This window comes from Microcystis sp. M_QC_C_20170808_M3Col (assembly GCF_007095505.1).
Taxonomy (GTDB): domain Bacteria; phylum Cyanobacteriota; class Cyanobacteriia; order Cyanobacteriales; family Microcystaceae; genus Microcystis.
Genome location: NZ_SFBY01000381.1, coordinates 1 through 21235, shown reverse-complemented (window position 1 = coordinate 21235; position 21235 = coordinate 1). Strand labels below are relative to the sequence as shown.

Sequence of the window (21235 nt, the reverse complement as noted above, 5' to 3'; positions counted from 1 at the left end):
ATTTCGTCTCTGCTTAATCCTTTTCCAGTTTGCTTGTAAGTTTCAGATGTCAAGTTTAGGGCGTAATTGTAAAACCATCTAGCACAGCCAAACGACTTGGCAAGCAAAACTGATTGCTCGCTTGTCGGATAGATTCTGTACTTAAACGCTTTTAACATCTTGTTTACCAGACTATATTTACTATGTTAAACTATGCAAGGCTAAACTGTCAAGGATTTAATCGTGCTTTGCGGTTCTATTCTGGTCGGGGTTTCATCCCTTCAGTACGAGGATCTTCACCCCGACATCTGTGATAAATTGGGTTATGTGTGCAAAGGAGTGAGCGAGTGGTGTTTAGTATCGAACCAAAAATTATCAATCCGCCCAAAAACCGTCATGATTATCAATTGTCGGAAGTAATTCGCTATCGTGCTTGGGTAGAGATCGATCGCTCGGCATTACAACAAAACGTGCGAAAAGTCAAGGCCTTATTAGCCCCAAAAACGGAATTAATGGCGGTAATTAAAGCTGATGCTTACGGACACGGGGCAGTTAAGGTGGCTAACAGCGTTTTAGAAGCCGGAGCGCAATCTTTAGCCATCGCGACTATTGGGGAAGGTATCGAACTACGGGAAGCGGGAATCGTTGCCCCAATTATGATTTTAGGGGCAGTGAATACCCCGGAAGAAGTGGCAGCCTTAGCCCATTGGCAATTGCAGCCCACCCTGGTACAAATCGAACAGGTGCAAATTTTTGCCACCGTTATGAGACGCTTAGAGCAGCGGCTGCCGGTTCATATCAAACTAGATACGGGGATGTCTCGCTTAGGTACACCATGGCAAAACGGTACAAAATTCGTCGAACAGGTTTTAGAGGCTCCTAACCTGAAAATTGCCAGTATATACTCCCATTTTGCCACGGCTGACGATCCCAATCCCGAAATCATGCAGTTACAACGGCAAAGATTCCAACAAGCGATCGCCGAGCTAAGATCAAAAGGTTATCATCCCCCCTGTCTGCATTTAGCTAACTCTGCCGCTACTCTAAGCGATCGATCTCTGCACTACGATCGAGTTAGAGTCGGATTAGCTCTCTACGGTCTTTATCCTGCCAATCATCTCACCGATAAAGTCCCTTTGCAACCCGTCCTGCAAGTAAAAGCGCGCATTGCCCAAGTCAAAACTATTGCCGCCGGTTCGGGAGTGAGTTATGGTCATCAGTACATAGCGGCAAAAGACACTCGTATTGCTGTGGTCGGTATCGGTTACGCGGATGGAATTCCCCGCAATCTCTCCAATCGTTTAAAAGTATCCCTGAGAGGACGTTTAGTACCCCAAATCGGCGCGATAACCATGGATCAGTTAATGATTGACGTGAGCGAGATTCCGGACGTAAAAACAGGGGAAATCGTCACACTTATCGGCAAAGATGGCCCACAGTGCATTACCGCCGACGATTGGGCGCGGGATTTAGGTACGATATCCTGGGAGATTCTCTGCGGTTTTAAGCATCGTTTGCCGCGAATTACTATTAGCAATGGGTAATTATGGCGGTGATCTTAAAAAATGTCAATTGGCGGCAATTCTCACTGTTGAATGACTGGTGAGATGTGTAATTAACTTTGCTTAGGCACTTACCGTTGTCGATTGCGATCGCTAATTGCCAGTCTAGATTAGGGGATGAATTCTCTGGCGCTTTAGGTTAGAATAAACAGGGTTAATCGACGGCAACTGATTAGTTTTACCCTAGAGGCAGCGATGACTATAAGCAACGATTTCCCCTTACCCCCCGGCAGTTTTGGATTACCCCTATTAGGAGAAACAATCGCTTTTTTGACCGATCGAGATTTTGCCAGTAAACGTCATAATAAATATGGTCAACTTTTCCGTACTCATATTTTTGGCAGTCCCACGATTATTTTATCCGGTGCCGAAGCTAACCGGTTTCTCCTCAGCAACGAGAACAAATACTTTGCGGCAACTTGGCCCAAAAGTACCAAAACTCTCCTAGGCAGCGCATCTTTAGCGGTGCATACAGGAGATGTCCACGCTTCCCGTCGTCGCTTAATCTATCAAGCTTTTCAACCCCGGTCCCTAGCAAGTTATATCCCTACGGTAGAAACAATTACCGCTCACTATTTAGAGCGTTGGCAAACCGCAAAAACCCTGTCATGGTATCCTGAATTAAGAAACTATACTCTCGATATCGCCTGTAAATTATTTGTCGGTCTTGACCAGGGTTCTGCTACCAAATTAGGAGAAGCTTTTGATACTTGGTGTGCGGGATTATTTAGCCTTCCCCTTCCCCTTCCCTGGACAGCTTTCGGCCAAGCATTACGCTGTCGAGAAGAATTACTGCAAGCGATCGAAACTATCATTTTAGAAAGACAAAAAAATGATGACCCAGGCCAAGATGCTCTTGGTATTCTTTTACAAGCTAAGGACGAAAACGGTCAAAGTTTATCCTTAGCGGAATTAAAGGATCAAGTGCTATTATTACTCTTTGCCGGTCATGAAACTTTAACCTCTGCTATCGCCACTTTCTGCCTACAAATGGCACTGCATCCCGATATTTTTCAGCTTGTCCTTGAGGAAATAACTAATTTTGATCTATCGACTCCTTTAAGCGTTGATACCCTCAAACAGATGACCTATTTAGATCGCGTTTTAAAGGAAGTTTTACGTTTTACTCCCCCCGTGGGAGGAGGATTCCGTCGGGTAGTAGAAGACTGTCAATTTAACGGTTATCATTTGCCGAAAGGATGGGTGGTGCAGTATCAAATCACCAATACTCATAAAGATAATAATATTTATTCTCATCCTGAAACCTTCGATCCCGATCGCTTTTTAGCCGAGGAAAAACCCTACGGATATATCCCTTTTGGTGCGGGATTACGCGAATGTATTGGCAAAGAATTCGCTCGTTTAGAGATGAAAATTTTAGCCGTCCGTTTAGTAGAAAAATACGATTGGCAATTACTCCCCAATCAAGATCTCACCCTCACCGCTATCCCCACTCCCCATCCTCGCGACGGTTTACAAGTCACCTTTAAACCCCGATAAAAAAACTTTAAAAACAGTTTAGCGTTTTGCTCAGAGCCGTGAAATAAATTTCACGGCCTTTCGCTGGAACTAAGCTGAACAGAGGTTAATCGGCAGCGGGTAAAGCTTTCGATAATTCTCCATTTTGCTGATGATTTGGTGTATCGAATTCGAGAACTAAGTAACGAATTAAACGCGCTAGGGATTTTTGTAGCAAACCTTCAGCAATTTTTTGTCCCATCTGTTGGGTTTCGGGTTTAGCGATTAGTTTAGTCATCACTGGCACCATAGCCATGGCATCGAATCCTTTCGTTTCCTGTAAAATACTAAAGATGTTGCGAAGATGCTCAAAAGTCTTAGCATCACCTAATAATTCTGGGGGAGTTTCTTGCACCGCTAAACCCACCTGTTCCCGGAAATTAACCGTGAGATTAAACCAAGTGCGACGACCGAAGTTATCGAGAGCATTTACTAACTCATTCACTAATTTTTCGCGGATAAATATACCCCTGTCTGAAAGGAGAAAATCTAGCGCTTGATCGGTGACTTTATCAAAGTTAAAATCATTAGAATCTTTAGCATTACGCAAGAGATTTTCTAAACGATTCCAGCGAAAAGTACCGTCTTTAAACAATAAATCCCGCAGGGAATCTCGCAACTCCGTGGAAGGATCGGTGAGCAGACGTTTAGCAATATAAGGATAGGCTTTGCTAAGTACCTTAAAATTAGGATCGATGCCAATCGCTATTCCCTCTAAAGTCACCATTGAGCGAATAATCAGGGCATAATAGGCGGGAACTCGAAAGGGAAACTCATACATCATCGCCGACATTTTATCGGTGATACTTTTAAAGTTTAATTCTGCCACACTCGCCCCTAAAGCATTACCAAAAACTTCCGAAAAAGCGGGAACAATTGGCTCTAAATTGGTAGTTGGTGACAGGAAGTCTAACTTAACGTAATCCTTGGCCAAAGACTCAAAATCCCGGTTGACTAAATGCACCACCGCTTCGATTAAACCGTAGCGTTGATAGGGTTCAATATTGCTCATCATGCCGAAATCAAGATAAGCTAATTTACCGTCGGGAGTCGCTAATAAATTACCCGGATGGGGATCCGCATGGAAAAATCCGTGTTCAAGTAATTGACGCAAAGAACACTGCACCCCCACATTAACTAAGTGGGTGGCATCAATACCCTGAGCTTGAATTTCTTTGATATTAGTTAATTTTGTGCCGTCCACCCACTCCATGGTTAAAACCCGTCGCCCAGTATATTTCCAGTAGATTTTGGGGATGTAAATTTCGGCAATATGACCATAAAGTTGAGCGAATTTTTCGGCGTTTTGTCCTTCGTGCAGATAATTAATTTCTTCAAAAATACGAGCGGCTAATTCGTCGGTAATTGCCACTAAATCGGAGCGAAGTCTTTTAATATTACCTTTCACCCAAGTCGCCAAACTACGCATGATATACACATCTAAAGTTATACAGCGAATCAAATCGGGACGCTGTACTTTAACGGCGACTCTCTCTCCGGTTTTTAATTTACCTTTGTAAACTTGTCCTAGGGAAGCTGCCGCTATGGGATTGGGGGATAATTCTGCGTAAATTTCCCGGGGAGAATAACCTAATTCTTCCTCGATAAAACGATAGGCAATTTCGTTAGGAAAAGAGGGTATTTGATCCTGGAGAGTGGTTAATTCTTCTAAATATAAAGGCGGTACTAAATCAGGCCTGGTAGAGAGAGCTTGACCGATTTTAATATAGGTCGGTCCCAATTTGGTCAACATTTCCCGCAATTGTACGGCCCGTCTAATTTCATTTTTTGGCGATTTTCCCCGCAGTTTATCCCACCAGATACCGATGACAAAAGATAAAACCGGTAGGGCAATTTCGATTAATCTCCCCACAACGTCTAGAGGTCGCCCACGGTAATAGTCGTTAATCACTTGGGGATTGTAGCGCCAACTCTCGGCTACGTTGTCATCCATGGGGCCGATATCTTCCCGATGCTCTTCGGGAATATGGACGGGCTGCACTTCAACGGTAATCGCTTCTGGGTTTTGCGTCTCTGGGGAGATCATCTGTTCGGACATAGTTCGGTGACGGGGCAGGGTGATTTGTAAACTATTGTAACAAGTATCGGCTTTCTGCCCGATCTTGTTTCTGTCTCCCTAGTTCTATGCTCAGGTTCGCCGTCAACTTTCCCCTGGTTATCCGTATTTTTGACGATTTCGAGGCTGATACTGCCCTGATTATCCTGAACCTAGGTGTCAAAAAATAGCGCGGTAATTTGGCTGGTTTCTAGGACTTTGTTAAATAAACTAGGGTCTGCTGACCGATAACTCAATTCACTGCTAATAATCAGAAGTTAAATTAGCTAAGTTAATCATTAATATTACCTCTCAAAGTATTCTACAATAGCTCTCGCTATCGATTCTGCACCATCTTTAGCCAGTTTAACCTTTAGTCGTGGCGGTTGGGGGGCTTGCCGTAAAAAGTCCCAATTACCTTGAAAAAATTCTTCACTGCTAATAATTTGATGATCACTATAATCTTGGATTCCAGCCAATAAAATCGCTGATTCGGCGAAACCTTCTCGAGTGAGGGAAACAATCGGAACCTCTAATTTTAAAGCCTCGGCAAAGGTACTATATCCCGGTTTGGAAATAATTCGATCGCACAGGGGCATAAAATCCACGGGACGATAGCTCCGATCCGGTTTATCCTGTAAGCGGACTAAATTGGGCAATTCGGGCGCGTTTTTTTCAAAAGTGATAAATTGCCAATCGGGAAAACTGGCGAGGTTATCATAGGGAATTGCTTCTAATCCTAACCCACCAAAACTCAATAAAATAGTTTTTTCTTTAGGGGCATTTAGCTTAAATTCCTGTCGCAATTGTTCTTCACTGTAGCGGGGTGTACCTCCGGTTAAACCTGCCTCGCTAACATGGGGAAATGCTGTCATTGCTTCTGCTAAAGGCAGTTTAAATAAGCGATCGCATTGATTATAACAACGACTAATCCAATCACTAATACTGGCGAATTCTTCACCCCAATCACGATAGATAAAATCCCAGCCAAAGTTACCAATCATCCAACAAGGAAGCCCCGCACTTTTGGCAATTAGTGCCGCTAAAGGCGGTAAATCGGCCACAACTAAACCGACACGATTAGTTTTAATAAAATTAACTTCACTGGCAATAATTGCCCTTGATTGAGCAATTATTTGTTCTAATTTTTCTTTAGTAGCTAATTTATCCATCGTTAAACTATCCGATTGGATTACCCCCACATCAAACCCCCGGTGTCTTTGAATATATTCTCCTGATATGTAGGAATCTAATAACCAGCGCGGAGCAGTGGTGACTAATATCGGCAAAATTTCGGGATTAAGTTCAATAATATTAGCTACTACCGAAGCAGTGCGGACAGCATGGCCAAAACCATGATTAGTAACGGCAAAATAAACAACAGGACGAGACATAAATATCAAGTAAGGTGACAATAATAAGCGAGAAATTTTGTTTTTTAGACTGTAGATAATAATTACCCTTAATTTTAGGGAGGCAAATGAGGCAGGATATAAATACTAGCAAAAGCATAATATTCCGCTCCCAGTTGACAAGCTTCTTGCAGTAAAGATAAAGCCTCCGAGTCTCCTTGTTTTGCTAAACGTAATAATGCTAACAACTTTTTAATATATTGACTACGATGGTTGATTAATTCTTTTCGTCCACGCAGACCATTGAGATCAAAAATATCTTCAACAATTGTACCACGTTGATCTCGACCATAAACACTGGCTAATTTTGCCATTTCATCCCAAACAAATTTCAGATGTGTATTCGGATCCGTTACTCCATCCGTGGGGTCTATTAATAGAGGATTTCCCGTGATATCATCTAGAGGAAAATTTGTGCCTTTGTGATTGGCATCATTACATTTATCACAAGAGAGAAGTAAATTTTTCCAAGTAAAAGTCAGATCAGGATACTGGCTTTTTGGATAAAAATGTTCGATCGCTCCATAGGTGACAACTGTAATTTTGCTTTCACAGTAAGCACATTTGCCATTAAACATCCTGACTAATGCTTCTTTAACTTGCTGATGACGGTATTTATTTTGTGCTTGGTTAATTTGAGCTTTACTTGCCTTGTTGTTTGATTGTATTGATTCTAAAGCCTCTAGCCAACGATCGGCATTTTTAGCTAATACGGGTGGCTCTGATATTCTGGTGACAGGAATCAAGATAAACGCTCCTCTAGTAAAGCATCAATTCGGGATTCTAAACTGTCAGGTTGACTAATTTCGCTAAAGGGTTTAACTTCTTGAACAAATAATGACAGTTGTTCATATTCTCGCTTTTCTTCTGCTGCCAGATTTTTATTTTTACGATTTAGTTGGTGGTAACGCTTAATTTTATTTTCTGTATCAGTGGGATAGGTTGATTTCAAACCAAAAGCAGCACTTGTTAAAGTACGATCAACATTGGCAGCTAATTCTAAATAAGGAATTTCTACAATCTCTAATTCACCCGCTACCAGATCGATTCGTAGGGTTAAAGAATTTGTCCCTGCACCGGCAGCGATTAAAGGACTATGGGTAGCAACAAAGAATTGAAGCTTGGGAAAAACTTTCTGTAACCATCCAGCAATTTCCCTTTGCCAAGAGGGATGTAAATGAATATCTAACTCATCGATTAAGACAACTCCAGAAGCTTCTGTGGGGTTATCTAGATCGGGGAAGGATTGTAATAATCGCCAAATTAAATCCCCGGCTAAAGCAATCATACTCCGAAAACCATCAGATAAACTAATGGTTGGAACTTTTTGACCGTTAACTAGAAACTGAATCAAGCCATCGGCAGTTACTTCAGCAATTTCTACATTACCGGGTAACAGTTTAGTAATTGCTTCTTCGCCGATTTTTTTCATTTGTTTGGCTTGACTATCTTCAGGATTTTTGGCTATTCGATAATCTAAATACACCATCCATCTCTCAAAAGAACTTAAAGATGTATCCTCATGAAATTGGCTGAAAAAGTTGCTAGAGCGTTTCGGGGGTTCAAGACTAGGAATGATCACTTGACTCACTCTTGTCAAACGACGGAAAGCTCCATAACCGACGGCAAACCAACCCTTATTATCGGAGGCAAAAGCATTGGCGCGCAACCAACTTAAAACTTTGCTATTTGCTTCGATTAATGCTGGCTCTGTATAAGTTTGTTTGTCCTTACTTCCTCCCACCTCTAACCTTTCCGTGCCTGTAACAAAATAGGAATAAGAAAAACTTTGTCGATTGCCAAATTTTCCCGTATCCCCCTCTTCTTGATGAAGCACTGCGGTTAATTTACCCGGTGTTTTAGGATTACATATCCAACCAGTCGGACGTGGTAATAATTCTTTGGCTGCTTCTGGTCCCGCGAGCAGCAAAGCTAAAGCCTGTAGAATCGTGCTTTTTCCTACTCCATTTTCTCCCAATAAAGTGATCCAATGGTAAGGTTTAGCTCGCCAACGACGTTGATTATTAGGATTACTAATAAATTTAATCTCTTGATTCTGGAAGCATTTAATGTTTTCGAGTTTTATACTTTCAACCCACATCGACATTCCCCCAGAGAATAACAGCGATCGATAAAATTCTAGCTTATCTGGCCACATCTAGCCCTTTTTGGCCTTCATCTCTAAATCAAGTAAAAAACCCTCTCTTGGGGGAGAGGGTAAAGTGGGGTTTAGGAATTTTCCTCTAATCCAAAGACGCGATTAAAAGCTTTCAAGACTTTATAACCAGAATCGATCGATTCTAGCGGATCTTTCCGCAAACGGTGACGTAAACAGAGAACAATTACCCGACGGATATCATCTACAGTCACAGTTGTCCGTCCTTCCAAAGCGGCCAGAGCTTTAGCGGCGCGATTGGTAACGATATCGCCGCGCAATCCATCCACGTCCAACTCGGAACAAACCTCGGAAATTTTCACCCGCAGATCATAATCAAGCTCCACAGAAGGCAAAAGATTCTGGGCCTCCACTAACTTTCTTTGCAGTTCTTCCTGTTCTAAGTTGTATTTCTCTAAAAACGAGAGAGGATTGCCATCAAATTCCGCACGCTGTTCCACGATTTTGACCCGTAGAGGTGGTTCTTTGACGGTGTGAATCTCGGCGTGCATTCCGAAGCGATCGAGCAGTTGTGGGCGCAATTCTCCCTCTTCTGGGTTGCCCGATCCCACCAAAACAAACCGGGCCGGGTGACGGATGGAAATTCCTTCCCGTTCCACCGTATTCCAACCACTAGCGGCCGAATCCAATAGCACATCGACGAGGTGATCGTCAAGTAAATTAACTTCATCCACATAGAGAATGCCGCGGTTAGCTTTGGCCAGCAAACCCGGTTCAAAAGCTTTTACCCCTTCTGACAGGGCCTTTTCGATGTCAATTGTGCCACAGACCCGATCCTCCGTCGCACCGAGGGGCAGATCTACCATAGTGACTTTTTTCTTGGCAATGGCCAACGGGATGGCCTCGTCCACCCTTTGCCGCACCTCATCGCTCATTAAATCGGGATCATTGGGGTCAGAATTAAAGGGATCGTTAGCAACTACGTCAATTTCTGGTAAAAGGTCAGCTAAAGCCCTAATTGTGGTGGATTTTCCCGTACCTCGATCCCCCATAATCATCACCCCGCCAATTTTGGGGTCGATGACGTTGAGCATTAGGGATAATTTCATTTCTTCCTGGCCGACAATAGCGGTGAAGGGAAAAACCACGCGGCGAGTTTTCGGAGGAGCTTGGGGAGTCACGGTCATAAGTGGATTCAAAAGTCAATAGTTTTTGAGTAAAGAATTATATCTAGTGGGGATTCTAGCCGTCAGCTTTCAGCAAAGCTTTATTATTGTAAGTCTTTTTTCCTGCTTTTTAAGATCCAGCGCCAGAGGGGATGACCCGGCCCTTTGGCCCGAATTTTCTGCACCTGTTGCTCTAAGCGCAGTTTTTCTCTGGGGGAAAGTCCTAAAATAATATTGCGACTTTGCCAGACTAACACTGCTCCTGTAATGGCAACACAAAAGGCTAGACCGATAGAAGCCCAGTAATTGAAAGCTAAAGCATATCTCACGGCTGTCCAAGTAAAATATTGCCGCATTAAAGCTATATCATCCCATAAAACCCATAAACTCGCCGAACCAATCACTAACCAACAACCCAACACGAATAACCAACGACCCCATACCGTCAGTCGATGTAATCTTTGGACTTGTTGCTGTAGTTCAGAATCGGCCATTTCAGTGAACATTGTGCATTAATCAGTGGAGGTGTGGGGTGATGGGGTGTGGGGTGTGGGGTGTGGGGTGTGGGGTGTGGGGTGATGGGGAAATGGGGTGATGGGGTGATGGGGAGAATCAATAAAGGTAGTCTATTGACAACTGCTCACTGATTACCACTGTCCACTGAAAACTCAAATCTGATAACTGATAACTGATAACTGATAACTGAATTATCCCTTGACAATTGCCCCAAAATCTGCTAGGACTCGGGCGTGATTTCGCAGTAAACCCAAGAGATTTAAACGATTGCGACGGACAGATTCTTTTTCTGCCATGACTAACACACTATTTTCGCCATCAAAAAAGTCAGCCACCAGGGGAGAAATTGCTGTTAAAGCAGTGACAAGACGCTGATAATCTCTTTGCTCTCTTGCGCTGATAGTTTCGGGAATTAGGGCAATTAAAGCGTCATAAAATGCTGGTTCCGAGGATTGTTCAAATAACTCCGTATCGATGATTGCCTTGATTTCTAGGGTAGTTGTATCTAAATCTCCTTTTTGTGCCAAACGGGTCGAGCGATTGACGGTTTCATAGATGTTGGCTAACTGACCATCCTGACGAATTTGGGATAAAAAGCGAGCGCGTTCACGGGTATCTAATAAATTTTCCAAAGCGCGAGACTTATACTCTGGATCGTTTTCCCCTAAAACTGCATTAACGAGATCGTAATCTATCCTCAAATCATCAATTAAGAGAGTTTGCAGACGTTGTAAAAAGAAATCTTTAATCAGATTGACTGGGTTGGGTTTATCGGGATGACTGGTGACAAAATCCTGAGCTATTTGCTCAATTAATGCCAAAAGATTGATATTAAAATCGGCTGACCAGATAATACTAATTATTGCATTGGCAGCCCGACGGAGAGCGAAGGGATCAGAGGAACCAGTGGGCAGCATTCCCAGTCCAAAAATACCGACTAAAGTATCTAAGCGATCGGCAATTCCCACCACTTGACCGGTGATTGTTTCCGGGAGTATATCCCCAGCATTGCGAGGCAGATAATGTTCAAAAATGCCCCGAGCAACTACAGCTGATTCACCGCTAATTAAAGCATATTTTTCGGCCATTACTCCCTGTAATTCGGGGAATTCGTAAACCATTTGGGTAACTAAATCCGCTTTACAAAGCATGGCAGTGGACTCTATATCACTGCGACTTTGTTCATCGAGATTTAACTGTTCGACGATCATCTGGGCAATTTCCATAATCCGATCGACTTTATCGCGCATGGTTCCCAATTCTTCTTGGAAAGTGACGGTTTCCAGTTGGGGAAGGAAACTATCTAAGGGTTCATCACAATCGGCAGTATAGAAAAATCTGGCATCCGCTAACCGCGCGCGGATAACCCTTTCATTTCCTGCGGAGATAATCTCAGATTTCTGGGGATCGCCATTGGAAATAGTAATAAAATAGGGGGACAAACCCTGGGGAGTTTTGACCGGGAAATAACGCTGGTGTGTCACCATCACAGTAATAATTACTTCTGAGGGTAATTCCAGAAATTCATCGTCAAATTTGCCGACAATTGCCGTGGGATATTCGACTAAGTTGGTCACTTCTGCTAATAAATCTGCGGGAATTTCTGCCACTCCCTCCAGTGTTTTGGCTAGGGTGGTAATCTGATCGGTAATTATCTGTTGACGCACTTGCGGATCCGCTTCCACAAAAATCGATCGCAAACTGGTTAAATATGCTTGGGGATGACTAATGGCTAAGGATTGTGGGTGTAGAATGCGATGACCAAAAGTTAATCGATCGCTGGTTAAAGTGGTAGAGCCATTAATTAATTCTAGGGGTAAAACTTCCCCATCAACTAAAGTTAATAACCAACGAATTGGCCGGGGAAATCTTAAGTCTCCATCTCCCCAACGCATAAAACGTCTTCCTTCCAAACGGGTAATCCATTGGGGAATTAATTCAGTTAAAATCTCGGCTGTTTGACGACCGAGAATCGTTTTTTCAATATAGACAAATTCTCCTTTGTCTGTGGCGCGAATTGAGAAAGCATCGGTGCTGACTCCCTGTTTTCGAGCAAAACCCTCACCAGCGGGGGTAATTTTGCCATTTTTGTAGGCGGCACTAACTGGCGGTCCTTTTATCTCCTCGCTGCGAGCTTCTTGATCCGTCGGTAATCCTGTGATTAACACGGCCAAACGGCGCGGGGTTCCGTAAACTTGAATAGCAGTCGCATCTAGAGATTCCGTCTCTAAACTCTTGCTAACTCTTTCCTGCAATTGTGCGATTGCGCTATCGACAAAATCTGCGGGTAGTTCTTCTGTACCGACTTCCAGTAAAAAATCCATCTGATTGATTGGCCGTGTTTATGCTTCACCGATCATCTAGGCTATCACAGAAGCCGTGTCCTTAGTTTTTGATCAGCTGTACTGCATTTAAACTGCATATTGGAAATTTTAGTACAAATGCTCAAACTTCCTCGACCTAGCTCTGGCGCTGCCCACTCTCCTATCCCTTTTAAACAGTATGTTAGTATAACTATATGGCGATACAATTGCATTAGCTTGGCTAAAGGGACAAAGTTGCTATCATATTTTATCTGTTATGTCAATAAAGTTATGAAACGATTTCTATTATTATTTTGTGTTCTCGTGAGTTTTTTGCTGTTTATCAGCTTTGAGATTGATTTTTCCTTGTCTGCACTAGCTCTAACTCGACAACAGCTAGAAGGGCCGGGGCAGCTGTTGTATCAATCCCGTCATAGTTTGCGCGATGATACAGGTAGTACTTGGCAGGTGGTGTTGTTCAAACGAATTAAGGATGGGGAAACCCTAGAAATTAGTTTGCGCTTGGTGGGATTTCCTGAAGGGATTGAGTTTCTCCATGGAGAAAGATTGACGATAACGACAGCTAAAGGCGAAATTTTAGCGGCTAAGGATGCTTTTGCCGAAAAATCACCAGCAGCTAACGTCGGTCAATACGAGATGCAGGATATCTTACCGCAGCTACCCGTTACTGAAGCGATCGAACTTTCCCTACCCCTAGAGGCTCCCCGTCATCTTAACATCCCGATTCCTGTACTTTTAGAATGGCAAAGTCTGCTTTTTTCGGCAAATGTTCGACTTTTTGGGTTAGGGTGAAAGATGCAGCAAATTGGAATCAGCGACGATGGGAAAGATTAATTTATTAGTCAGTGCCACCTCTGAGGATTGGATAGAACAGGCAATTAATAATTTAGGGATTATTCTGCTCGATCATTCCCATTGTGAGCGAAAAGCGGCAGGAGTGGCCTTAAATCTCATGTTTCGTTATCCTTCCTACGCTTCCCTCGTGCGGAAATTAACAGCGATCGCACAAGAGGAATTAGAACATTTTGAACAGGTAAATCAATGGTTAGATAAATGGGGAATTCCCCTCGCTCCCTTGAATTCTCCCCCTTATGGTGCTAAATTAAAGGCGCAGATTCGTCACCAAGAACCCGATCGCCTTTTGGATTCTCTGTTAATATCAGCTTTAATCGAGGCGCGTTCCCACGAAAGATTGGGTTTATTGGGAGAATATTGTCCTGATCCCGATTTAGGCAAATTTTATCGCAGTCTCATGGCTTCCGAAGCGCGTCATTATGGTATTTATTGGCTATTAGCAGCGGATTATTTTGAACGTACAGTGATCGAGCAACGCTTAGAAACCCTAGCGGCGATCGAAAGTGAGATTCTCACTACTCTGCACCCGGAACCTCGTATTCATAGTTGATTGCACTAATAGGGACAAACCCTATCTAAATTACTCGTTCAACTCAATTTCTCTCTTAGAAAAGGGTAAATCTTGATTAATTGCCTCAATTTCTTCCTGTTCCATTTGATTGATTTCCTGGATATAATTGCGGAGAATTTGAGTCATTTTGCCATGATAAAAACGGTGTAAACTGTGATTAGCAGTAGCGGGAAAACCCCGTCTTTTTTTATGTTGTCCTCCCGCACCGGGGTCAAACATGGTAATACCTTGACTAATTGCCCAATCGATCGGTTGATAGTAACAAGCTTCAAAATGTAAACAGTCGTACTCTTGAAAACTGCCCCAGTAACGACCATAAAGATTAGTATCTTTGCGAATACAAAAAGATAAACCCACCGGTTTAGTATCCTTTTCATTTTGGTAGGCAGTAATCAAAACCACTCGCTGACGATAATTCGGATATAATTGTTCAAAAAATTTCTGTGTCAGGTATTTACTTCCCCAGTAAAATTTATCACAGGTACTGCTATAAAACCGATAAATTAACGGGAATAAATGATGGGGAATTTCTTCAGCAGCCAGAGTTTTAATAATTAACCCCGCATTAGTCACTGCTTTCCGTTCCCGTTTAATATTGCGGCGTTGATTAGCATTAAAAACTGTCAGATAATCTTCAAAACTTTGAAAACCTTTGTTATTCCAAATATAACTATGATGTAACCAGGGAGTAAAGCCAAAATTTTCCATTAAAATTCGCCATTGGGGATCAACAAAAAGAAAATGACAACCCGACAGATGATTTTGGTCACAAAAATGATCGATCGCCGCTATCATTAAAGCAGTAATCTCCAGTTCATTTTCCCCCGGAGCAATTAAAAAACGATAACCCACCGCAGGAGTAAAAGGAGTCATTCCTAACAGTTTCGGATAGTATCTAATCCCCAAACGATGGGAAAGATCGGCCCATTGATGGTCAAAGACAAATTCACCGTAACTATGACTTTTAATATACAAAGGAGCGGCGGCAATTAACTCAGTACCGCGCCAAACTGTTAGATGAGCAGGTTGCCACCCCGCGCGTCCCGTGGCGCTGCCGGAAGTTTCGATATTATGTAACCATTCCCACTCTAGAAAGGGAGTAGTTAGGGGTTGAGCGAGAGCATCCCATTTTTGTTGGGGAATCTCACTCATTTTATCAATCCAAACGACAGAATATTGGGGTTTAAGCTGTTCTACCATGGGACAAGATAAGTCAACCTTTTTATTTAAGGTAATCTAGTTTTGAGATTTATGGGACTGCCGTTCAAGGGAATAATGTAAAAAAATTTCTTCTTCCAAGGTTTCCACGCTCAAAAGTCGTAATTTTCTGGCAGAATCAGCCATAAATCCGGTTCCTCCCAGGGGAGTTGCCGCTTTATTGCCTCCTAACAGCAACGGACAAATAGTTAGATGGATTTCATCGATTAAATCTTCAGCTAAAAGAGAGGCAATTAATTCACCTCCTCCCAGAATCGCCAGCTTTTTAAGACCTAAAACCGTAAATTGACTAAAAATAGCCTTCCAATCACCGCAGACTAAGACAAGCTCAAATAAACCCCGATTTTCCCATGCCGCCACTTTTTCCGCTGCCGTGATTAACCAGCGCGGGAAAGGCTGCTGAAAAAATTTCATCCGGGGATCAAGCTGGCCTGAATGAGAACAAACGATCTGTATCGGCTGCGGAGATAATCCCCGTTGTTGACGGTATGCGAGAAAATCGGGATGACGAATAGGAAGACTGGTGTGATAAGCGCGCAGGGTGTTAGCACCGAATAAAGCGGCATCCATGCGCGATAAATGTTGTTCTAGACGCATTTTATCGGTAGCCGAAGCAAATCTGGCCGCCGATTGGTATGCGTCGGCAATTTTACCATCGGCACTCATGGCTAAAATAACGGTGGTGTGAGGACGATTCATGGCAAATGATGAGGGATATCACCCGGTCTGATTGGTGAATAGGCTAGTATAGTCTGGAGTTTGATAGCAAGAATCAAACCGATTTCTGCCCATGTCTATCGGTCAATCCTCCTTTCGTCGTATTCTGCTCTCTCGCTTACTCCTAGTCAGTGTACCTGTACTACTAATGGGAGTTTATATTACCTATCGTAAGGCGCGATCGGCTTTTTTGGAAACAGCCCGTCAAAATCTCACCGAAAGTGCCATCAGAAAAGCAGACAATATTGAGCAATCAATTCAATTTTTGCAGGCTAATCTTATCACTGCGGGGGAAAGTCTGGTTTTAAAACAGGGAACCTTAGCCGAAAAAGAAGCTTTTTTACAACAATTCACGGCGCGGCTTCCTAATCAAATTAACTGTGTGGAATTAATTGATATTAAGACCAAGAAACCTTTATTAAATCGAGCCTGTGAACCAGAAATTATCAAAGTTTTGCCCCTGGAAAGATGGACAGAAAAACCGACTAGCTTTGCTGGGAATATCGAAAATATTTTAGTTAGAGGTTTACCCCGACAATTTCTAACTAAATCTCCCAATAATAATCGTCAATTAGAATTAGTTTTTGCCGTTCCCATCTACGATAATCAAGGACAATTACAATCTAGTCTGATTCTGCAAGCTTCTCTACTTTACGGTGAGAAGGTTTTACCCGGTTCTTTGTCAGGTTATCCCGTGGTTATTTCTGAAAATGGCATTATTCTCGCTCATCCCTATTTTCGTCGCATTGGTAGGCATATCAGTCAAGAAGCTGATGCTGAACGTCTCAATCTGATCATCGGTAATGCTATTAGAGGTCAACAGAGATTTCTCCATTTATTTTCTTTCGAGAAAGATGGCAAAGAATTAGTCGCTGGTTATAGTTCCCTCACCAGTCCAGTTACGGGAGAATCATCCCAAAAATGGATAGTTTTAGCCATTAGTCCCCTCTCCCAAGCTCTGGCTCCTCTACAACAAATTTGGGAGGCAATTTTTTATCTGATTTCTGGTTTATTATTAGCTTATTTAGTAGCTATTATACTGATCACTAGGGATTTAGCCATACCTTTAGAAAAACTGCGAGATTATGCCTTAAATGTTCAGAAAATTCCTTCACAAAATATTACACCACAAAACTTTAATATTCGAGAAATTAATCAGTTAGCCTCGGCCTTAGAGGAAATGCTCGAACGTTTACGCCTTTGGGGAGAGGAAATAGTTAAGAGTCGGCAAGAAGCGGAAAATGCTAATCAATTAAAAAACCAATTTTTGGCGAATACTTCCCACGAATTACGCACCCCTCTCAATGGTATTATTGGCTCAATTCGTTGCGTTATGGATGGATTTTGTAATAGTGAGCAGGAGGAAAAAGAATATCTGCAACAAGCGGATAATGCAGCTGTACATCTTTTGGAAATTATTGATGATATTCTCAGTATTGCTAAAATAGAAGCGGGCAAACTTTCTGTTAATCCTGAACCAGTAGATTTACACCAAATTATCAATGAAGTTATTAATTTACAAACAGCATCGCTGCCACGTAAGTGCTTAAAATTAAATTTACTTTTCTGTCCAGAAATTCCTATAGTCTGTGCTGATACCACTAAATTAAAACAGGTAATTTTGAATGTTATTTCTAACTCAATTAAATTTACTGATACAGGCACAATTTGTTTAATAACTCGCCTAGAAAATACACAGGCTATTATTACTATAATCGATACAGGAATCGGTATAGACCCCCAGCAACAATCAAAATTATTTCGCCCTTTTGTGATGATTGATGGTTCCACAACCAGAAAATTTAGCGGTACGGGTTTGGGATTAGCTATTTCTAAGAATTTGATGAAAATGATGGGGGGAGATATTACTATCTCTAGTCAAGGTCAAGGTTTAGGAACAACTGTGGAAATTATTCTTCCTCTAGTTAGGGAAAGAAAGCTTGATTCTACCCCAGAGGAAAACTCATCTTTGCCGATTATTCCCTCTCTTAAAAGCTAAAATATCTCTATTTAATTTCTGTAATTTATGAGGAATTTAGTTTATAATTCCTCTAAACTTTCTACAGGCAAATTAACCACCTGATAAGCACCAAAAACCTCGATCGCATCAGTATAATTGGTTAATTCTTCTAAAGTTGCCGCGATTAAATGCTGTTGATCTGGATTAATTTCTAGATCGATAAAAAATATGTATTCCCCTAAAGATATTTTAGTTGGTCGCGATTCAATCCGAGATAAATTAAGCTGACGTTTGGCAAAAACTTCTAAGGGTTTGACTAAAGCTCCGGGTTGATCTAAAACCTGAAAAGCGAGGGACATTCGCTCACCTTGGGGATGGGAAGTTAAAGCCATTATCCAAAAACGGGTACAATTATCGGGATAATCATTAATTGGTTGTATTAATATTGGTACATTATAGAGTTTTGCCGCCCGGGGAGAAGCAATCGCGGCCGAATTACCCTCTCGATCGAGAATTTGAATCGCTTCTGTGGTAGAATTGGTGGGAATAATTGGCACGGTAGGTAAATTGTTTTCTAGCCATTTTTGACATTGGGCTAAAGCTTGGGGATGGGAATAAACGGTTTTAATTTCTGTTAGCGATTGTCTAGGAGATAGAAGTGCATGGGAAATCGGTAAAACTAATTCTTGTTGAATCTGTAACCCGGGTAATTGCCATAAAGCATCAAGAGTCATTACCACACTTCCTTCGGTGGAATTTTCCACCGGGACGACTGCTAAATCGGCCTGATTTTGGACAACCGCTCGCAGGGCCAAGGCAATGCTAGGATAGGGTATTAATTGACGAGGCTGGGGTGGTAAACTATTAGCATAGGCTAAAGCGGCTGTTTCTGAATAGGTTCCCACTGGCCCCAGATAAGCGATCTTTACAGTCATTTAGATTATCCCCGCAAGCAATTTTTTCTAGCTATTACAGCCTTTTTCATAAATATCAAGTATAACCTAATTTGGTATTGACTCCTATCTCCTATCTGCTGGATTCTGCTATAATCATGTCAAGTCAGCTTCACTTTGTTTGATGGTCAATTGACTGATTTTTTGGCGAGTTTCCTCGATGGTTAACCCTTGGGCTAAATCCCCCAATTCTTTGAGAAGATCATTAGTTAGGGAGAGAGATATTTGGCTATCCTGACCCGATAAATAGACAACTTTGGCTAATTCGGCCAGTTTAACTTTTTTGCTGGTGCGATTTTGGTAACTGACCGAAAACCCGTTAATCTCCGCAGCCTCTTGCTGGATAATTGCCGACTTTAAACGTTCCTTGAGATGTTCCATCTCTGTATCTAAAATCCTCCATTGCTGGTAAATTTCCCAATAACGATTAGTTAATCTTTCCAGATTCTCACCCGCGGGATCGGGAGTAATTAAATGGGAAAGCTGCAAAAGACGATGATGGATTTGGGCCGTATATACAGGGTCTTTTTGTGCATATTCTAGCTGGGCCGCGGTTAAAGGTCTTTTGCCCCAATTCCCCCCCTGTTCACTTTTATCAATAGCGGGAAAATGACAAAGACATTCAGCCACGGTTTTTAGTTGATAATTGGGTAAAGGAGCAATATAGTAGGGAACCTTTTTAGCTAACTCTAGGGTACAAGTAATTTTTTTAACTTTGCTTTTACCGCCCAAAAATTTACAATCATAACTAGCATTGTGAAAAACCTTTTCTATCCAGTCAACCAGCATGATTTTAGTGATAAAATAGTCACTAAGATCGGGTCGATCAAGAACATCCAAAATTGTCACCCGCTCACCCGTTAAGTCCGTGGAATCAGCAAGAATTTGAATCAGAGACAAACGGGGAGTCTTGCTATCGTAATCGGCTACTTCCGTATCTAACCAAAGAATGGGAAAATGGCCAAAGTGATCGATCGCATTCCTAATAGCGTCGGATTCCGTTAAATAAGGCATGGTTGCAGAGGCTGAAAAATGTATCAAAAAATCTTGATAGCAGTAGATTTGTCGGAGATGGGGGAGAGTGTCTTTAAGGAGGCTGTATCCTTAGCCAGTAAGTACGAAGCTAACCTCCTACTACTGCACGTCCTTTCCCCTGAAGAAGATTATAGCCCTTTACCGATTCCACCCAATTTAGCCGATATTTACCCCGCCCAGGGCAATGATCTCACTCTCGATTTTTGGCGGCAACAATGGGAAGAATTCGAGCAGAAAGGGGTGGCCATGTTGCAAAAAAGAGCTAATCAGGCGGGAGAAATGGGTGTAAAGGGAGAATACCGGCAAATTTACGGTCATGCCGCCAAAACTATCTGTAAAGTGGCGCGAGAGGAAAATATTGATTTAATTGTCATCGGTCGGCGTGGGCGATCGGGTCTAGGAGAGTTATTCTTAGGTAGTGTGAGTAATTATGTTCTCCATCATGCCCCCTGTTCCGTCTTAATTGTTCAACATCGTCAGGGCTAAAAATTCCCGTTAGCTATTCCCCCCTAAAATCCCCAAACGATTAAAAGGAAAAAAGCGAAAAACCGCCCTACCAATCACGTTATTTTCCGGTAAAAACCCCCAGATATGGGAGTCATTGCTATTATTGCGATTATCTCCCATGACAAATAAATTATTCTCTGGCACGAGCAAAGGTATTAAATTATATTGAGGGGATTCTAGAATATAATCCTCTGACAAGGGTTGATTATTCAGGTAAATTTTGCCCTCCTTGACAGCAATCACATCCCCTGCTGTGGCAATCACTCTTTTAATAAAAGCTTGGTCCTTTTGGTATCCCTGTAATTGTAATTGTGCCGGCGGTTCAAACACGACGATATCCCCCCGTCGAGGGGGATGGAAATCATAGGAAAGTTTTTCCACCACTAAGCGATCGCCCTGTGCTAAGGTGGGTAACATAGAATCAGAGGGGATAAAACGAGGTTCAGCGACAAACGTGCGAATCAGTAGGGCTAAAATTAAAGCTATAGTGATAATTTGCAGATTTTCTCGAATAGAAGCCCAAAAACTCTTAGATTTGTCCTTATTAATTTCTTGTTCTTGCATTATTGCCCAGATGATGGTTGGTTTGACATACTCCCACCGTCAAGCTACGCTGTGATGGGGGATTCTTTCCACATCGCTGTTAGAAATTCGGCTCTTCTGGTTTTCGTGTGTTAATTTTTGTTATGAATTAAAGCAAGCAAACAGCTTAAGTCGAAGATGTTCAAAATTGGTAAATCCATAACTTATTCTTTTAATAAGCTTTATTT

19 protein-coding genes are annotated in these 21235 nt (G+C 42.2%); 6 read left to right on the top strand and 13 right to left on the bottom strand.

The features are described 5' to 3' along the window. On the bottom strand, positions 1 to 158 hold a 158-nt coding region (locus tag EWV84_RS17705), incomplete at its 3' end, for a helix-turn-helix domain-containing protein (protein ID WP_287079074.1). A 168-nt stretch (positions 159 to 326) separates the two neighbouring features. On the opposite strand from EWV84_RS17705, the gene alr reads away from it, so the two are divergent. Both alr and EWV84_RS17695 read left to right on the top strand, forming a co-directional pair. Next, a complete protein-coding gene (alr, locus tag EWV84_RS17700) occupies positions 327 to 1523 on the top strand; it encodes an alanine racemase (RefSeq protein ID WP_287079073.1) in 1197 nt (398 codons plus the stop codon). A 213-nt stretch (positions 1524 to 1736) separates the two neighbouring features. Continuing rightward, complete coding sequence (locus tag EWV84_RS17695) at positions 1737 to 3041, top strand: cytochrome P450 (protein ID WP_287079072.1); 1305 nt, start codon at positions 1737 to 1739, stop codon at positions 3039 to 3041. A gap of 85 nt (positions 3042 to 3126) precedes the next feature. Here the strand turns inward: EWV84_RS17695 and EWV84_RS17690 are convergent, their stop codons facing one another. The 7 genes from EWV84_RS17690 to glyS all read right to left on the bottom strand — a co-directional run bounded on the left by EWV84_RS17690 (position 3127) and on the right by glyS (position 12649). Further along, positions 3127 to 5118, bottom strand: coding sequence for an ABC1 kinase family protein (locus EWV84_RS17690; RefSeq protein ID WP_287079070.1), 1992 nt, complete (start codon positions 5116 to 5118; stop codon positions 3127 to 3129). Between the two features lie 302 nt (positions 5119 to 5420). After that, on the bottom strand, positions 5421 to 6509 hold the full coding sequence (locus EWV84_RS17685) for a glycosyltransferase family protein (protein WP_287079069.1): 1089 nt from the start codon (positions 6507 to 6509) through the stop codon (positions 5421 to 5423). 74 nt (positions 6510 to 6583) lie between these two features. Beyond that, complete coding sequence (locus tag EWV84_RS17680; RefSeq protein ID WP_287079067.1) at positions 6584 to 7273, bottom strand: retron system putative HNH endonuclease; 690 nt, start codon at positions 7271 to 7273, stop codon at positions 6584 to 6586. Continuing rightward, complete coding sequence (locus EWV84_RS17675; protein WP_287079065.1) at positions 7270 to 8685, bottom strand: AAA family ATPase; 1416 nt, start codon at positions 8683 to 8685, stop codon at positions 7270 to 7272. The genes EWV84_RS17680 and EWV84_RS17675 overlap by 4 nt, the downstream gene beginning before the upstream one ends. Before the next feature lie 71 nt (positions 8686 to 8756). Next, positions 8757 to 9830: a magnesium chelatase ATPase subunit I gene (bchI, locus tag EWV84_RS17670; RefSeq protein ID WP_286826902.1), complete on the bottom strand. Its 1074-nt coding sequence runs from the start codon at positions 9828 to 9830 to the stop codon at positions 8757 to 8759. Between the two features lie 83 nt (positions 9831 to 9913). Beyond that, entirely contained in the window at positions 9914 to 10303 is a 390-nt protein-coding gene (locus EWV84_RS17665; protein ID WP_287079063.1) for a hypothetical protein, read from the bottom strand. A gap of 213 nt (positions 10304 to 10516) precedes the next feature. Next, positions 10517 to 12649 (bottom strand): glycine--tRNA ligase subunit beta, encoded by a 2133-nt coding sequence (glyS, locus tag EWV84_RS17660; RefSeq protein ID WP_287079061.1) that lies wholly within the window; start codon positions 12647 to 12649, stop codon positions 10517 to 10519. Between the two features lie 270 nt (positions 12650 to 12919). On the opposite strand from glyS, the gene EWV84_RS17655 reads away from it, so the two are divergent. Then, entirely contained in the window at positions 12920 to 13441 is a 522-nt protein-coding gene (locus EWV84_RS17655) for a DUF3122 domain-containing protein (RefSeq protein WP_287079060.1), read from the top strand. 28 nt (positions 13442 to 13469) lie between these two features. Next, complete coding sequence (locus EWV84_RS17650; protein ID WP_061430991.1) at positions 13470 to 14054, top strand: MiaE family protein; 585 nt, start codon at positions 13470 to 13472, stop codon at positions 14052 to 14054. 30 nt (positions 14055 to 14084) lie between these two features. Here EWV84_RS17650 and EWV84_RS17645 read toward each other — a convergent pair whose 3' ends face one another. Beyond that, positions 14085 to 15275 (bottom strand): GNAT family N-acetyltransferase, encoded by a 1191-nt coding sequence (locus EWV84_RS17645; protein ID WP_287079058.1) that lies wholly within the window; start codon positions 15273 to 15275, stop codon positions 14085 to 14087. Between the two features lie 36 nt (positions 15276 to 15311). Then, positions 15312 to 15992: a RibD family protein gene (locus EWV84_RS17640; RefSeq protein ID WP_287079057.1), complete on the bottom strand. Its 681-nt coding sequence runs from the start codon at positions 15990 to 15992 to the stop codon at positions 15312 to 15314. 91 nt (positions 15993 to 16083) lie between these two features. Between EWV84_RS17640 and EWV84_RS17635 the strand changes: the two genes are divergently transcribed. After that, the gene (locus EWV84_RS17635; RefSeq protein ID WP_287079055.1) at positions 16084 to 18009 is read left to right on the top strand and encodes a sensor histidine kinase; all 1926 of its coding nucleotides are present in this window, start codon (positions 16084 to 16086) and stop codon (positions 18007 to 18009) included. 41 nt (positions 18010 to 18050) lie between these two features. On the opposite strand, the gene pheA is transcribed toward EWV84_RS17635, so the two are convergent. Continuing rightward, on the bottom strand, positions 18051 to 18905 hold the full coding sequence (gene pheA, locus EWV84_RS17630; protein WP_287079054.1) for a prephenate dehydratase: 855 nt from the start codon (positions 18903 to 18905) through the stop codon (positions 18051 to 18053). A gap of 114 nt (positions 18906 to 19019) precedes the next feature. Further along, positions 19020 to 19937, bottom strand: coding sequence for a ribonuclease D (locus tag EWV84_RS17625; protein ID WP_287079053.1), 918 nt, complete (start codon positions 19935 to 19937; stop codon positions 19020 to 19022). Between the two features lie 18 nt (positions 19938 to 19955). Here EWV84_RS17625 and EWV84_RS17620 point away from each other — a divergent pair, with 18 nt between their 5' ends. Further along, on the top strand, positions 19956 to 20444 hold the full coding sequence (locus EWV84_RS17620; RefSeq protein WP_149987986.1) for a universal stress protein: 489 nt from the start codon (positions 19956 to 19958) through the stop codon (positions 20442 to 20444). A gap of 9 nt (positions 20445 to 20453) precedes the next feature. Here the strand turns inward: EWV84_RS17620 and lepB are convergent, their stop codons facing one another. Further along, positions 20454 to 21029 (bottom strand): signal peptidase I, encoded by a 576-nt coding sequence (lepB, locus tag EWV84_RS17615; RefSeq protein ID WP_287079052.1) that lies wholly within the window; start codon positions 21027 to 21029, stop codon positions 20454 to 20456. Between the last annotated feature and the right edge of the window lie 206 nt (positions 21030 to 21235).

Coding starts and splice junctions, on each gene's coding strand:
- lepB (WP_287079052.1), bottom strand. CDS start 21,029: ATGCAAGAACAAGAAATTAATAAGGACAAATCTAAGAGTTTTTGGGCT.
- EWV84_RS17625 (WP_287079053.1), bottom strand. CDS start 19,937: ATGCCTTATTTAACGGAATCCGACGCTATTAGGAATGCGATCGATCAC.
- EWV84_RS17635 (WP_287079055.1), top strand. CDS start 16,084: ATGTCTATCGGTCAATCCTCCTTTCGTCGTATTCTGCTCTCTCGCTTA.
- EWV84_RS17645 (WP_287079058.1), bottom strand. CDS start 15,275: ATGGTAGAACAGCTTAAACCCCAATATTCTGTCGTTTGGATTGATAAA.
- EWV84_RS17685 (WP_287079069.1), bottom strand. CDS start 6,509: ATGTCTCGTCCTGTTGTTTATTTTGCCGTTACTAATCATGGTTTTGGC.
- EWV84_RS17655 (WP_287079060.1), top strand. CDS start 12,920: ATGAAACGATTTCTATTATTATTTTGTGTTCTCGTGAGTTTTTTGCTG.
- EWV84_RS17675 (WP_287079065.1), bottom strand. CDS start 8,685: ATGTGGCCAGATAAGCTAGAATTTTATCGATCGCTGTTATTCTCTGGG.
- EWV84_RS17665 (WP_287079063.1), bottom strand. CDS start 10,303: ATGGCCGATTCTGAACTACAGCAACAAGTCCAAAGATTACATCGACTG.
- pheA (WP_287079054.1), bottom strand. CDS start 18,905: ATGACTGTAAAGATCGCTTATCTGGGGCCAGTGGGAACCTATTCAGAA.
- EWV84_RS17690 (WP_287079070.1), bottom strand. CDS start 5,118: ATGTCCGAACAGATGATCTCCCCAGAGACGCAAAACCCAGAAGCGATT.
- EWV84_RS17640 (WP_287079057.1), bottom strand. CDS start 15,992: ATGAATCGTCCTCACACCACCGTTATTTTAGCCATGAGTGCCGATGGT.
- EWV84_RS17620 (WP_149987986.1), top strand. CDS start 19,956: ATGTATCAAAAAATCTTGATAGCAGTAGATTTGTCGGAGATGGGGGAG.
- EWV84_RS17650 (WP_061430991.1), top strand. CDS start 13,470: ATGGGAAAGATTAATTTATTAGTCAGTGCCACCTCTGAGGATTGGATA.
- glyS (WP_287079061.1), bottom strand. CDS start 12,649: ATGGATTTTTTACTGGAAGTCGGTACAGAAGAACTACCCGCAGATTTT.
- EWV84_RS17695 (WP_287079072.1), top strand. CDS start 1,737: ATGACTATAAGCAACGATTTCCCCTTACCCCCCGGCAGTTTTGGATTA.
- bchI (WP_286826902.1), bottom strand. CDS start 9,830: ATGACCGTGACTCCCCAAGCTCCTCCGAAAACTCGCCGCGTGGTTTTT.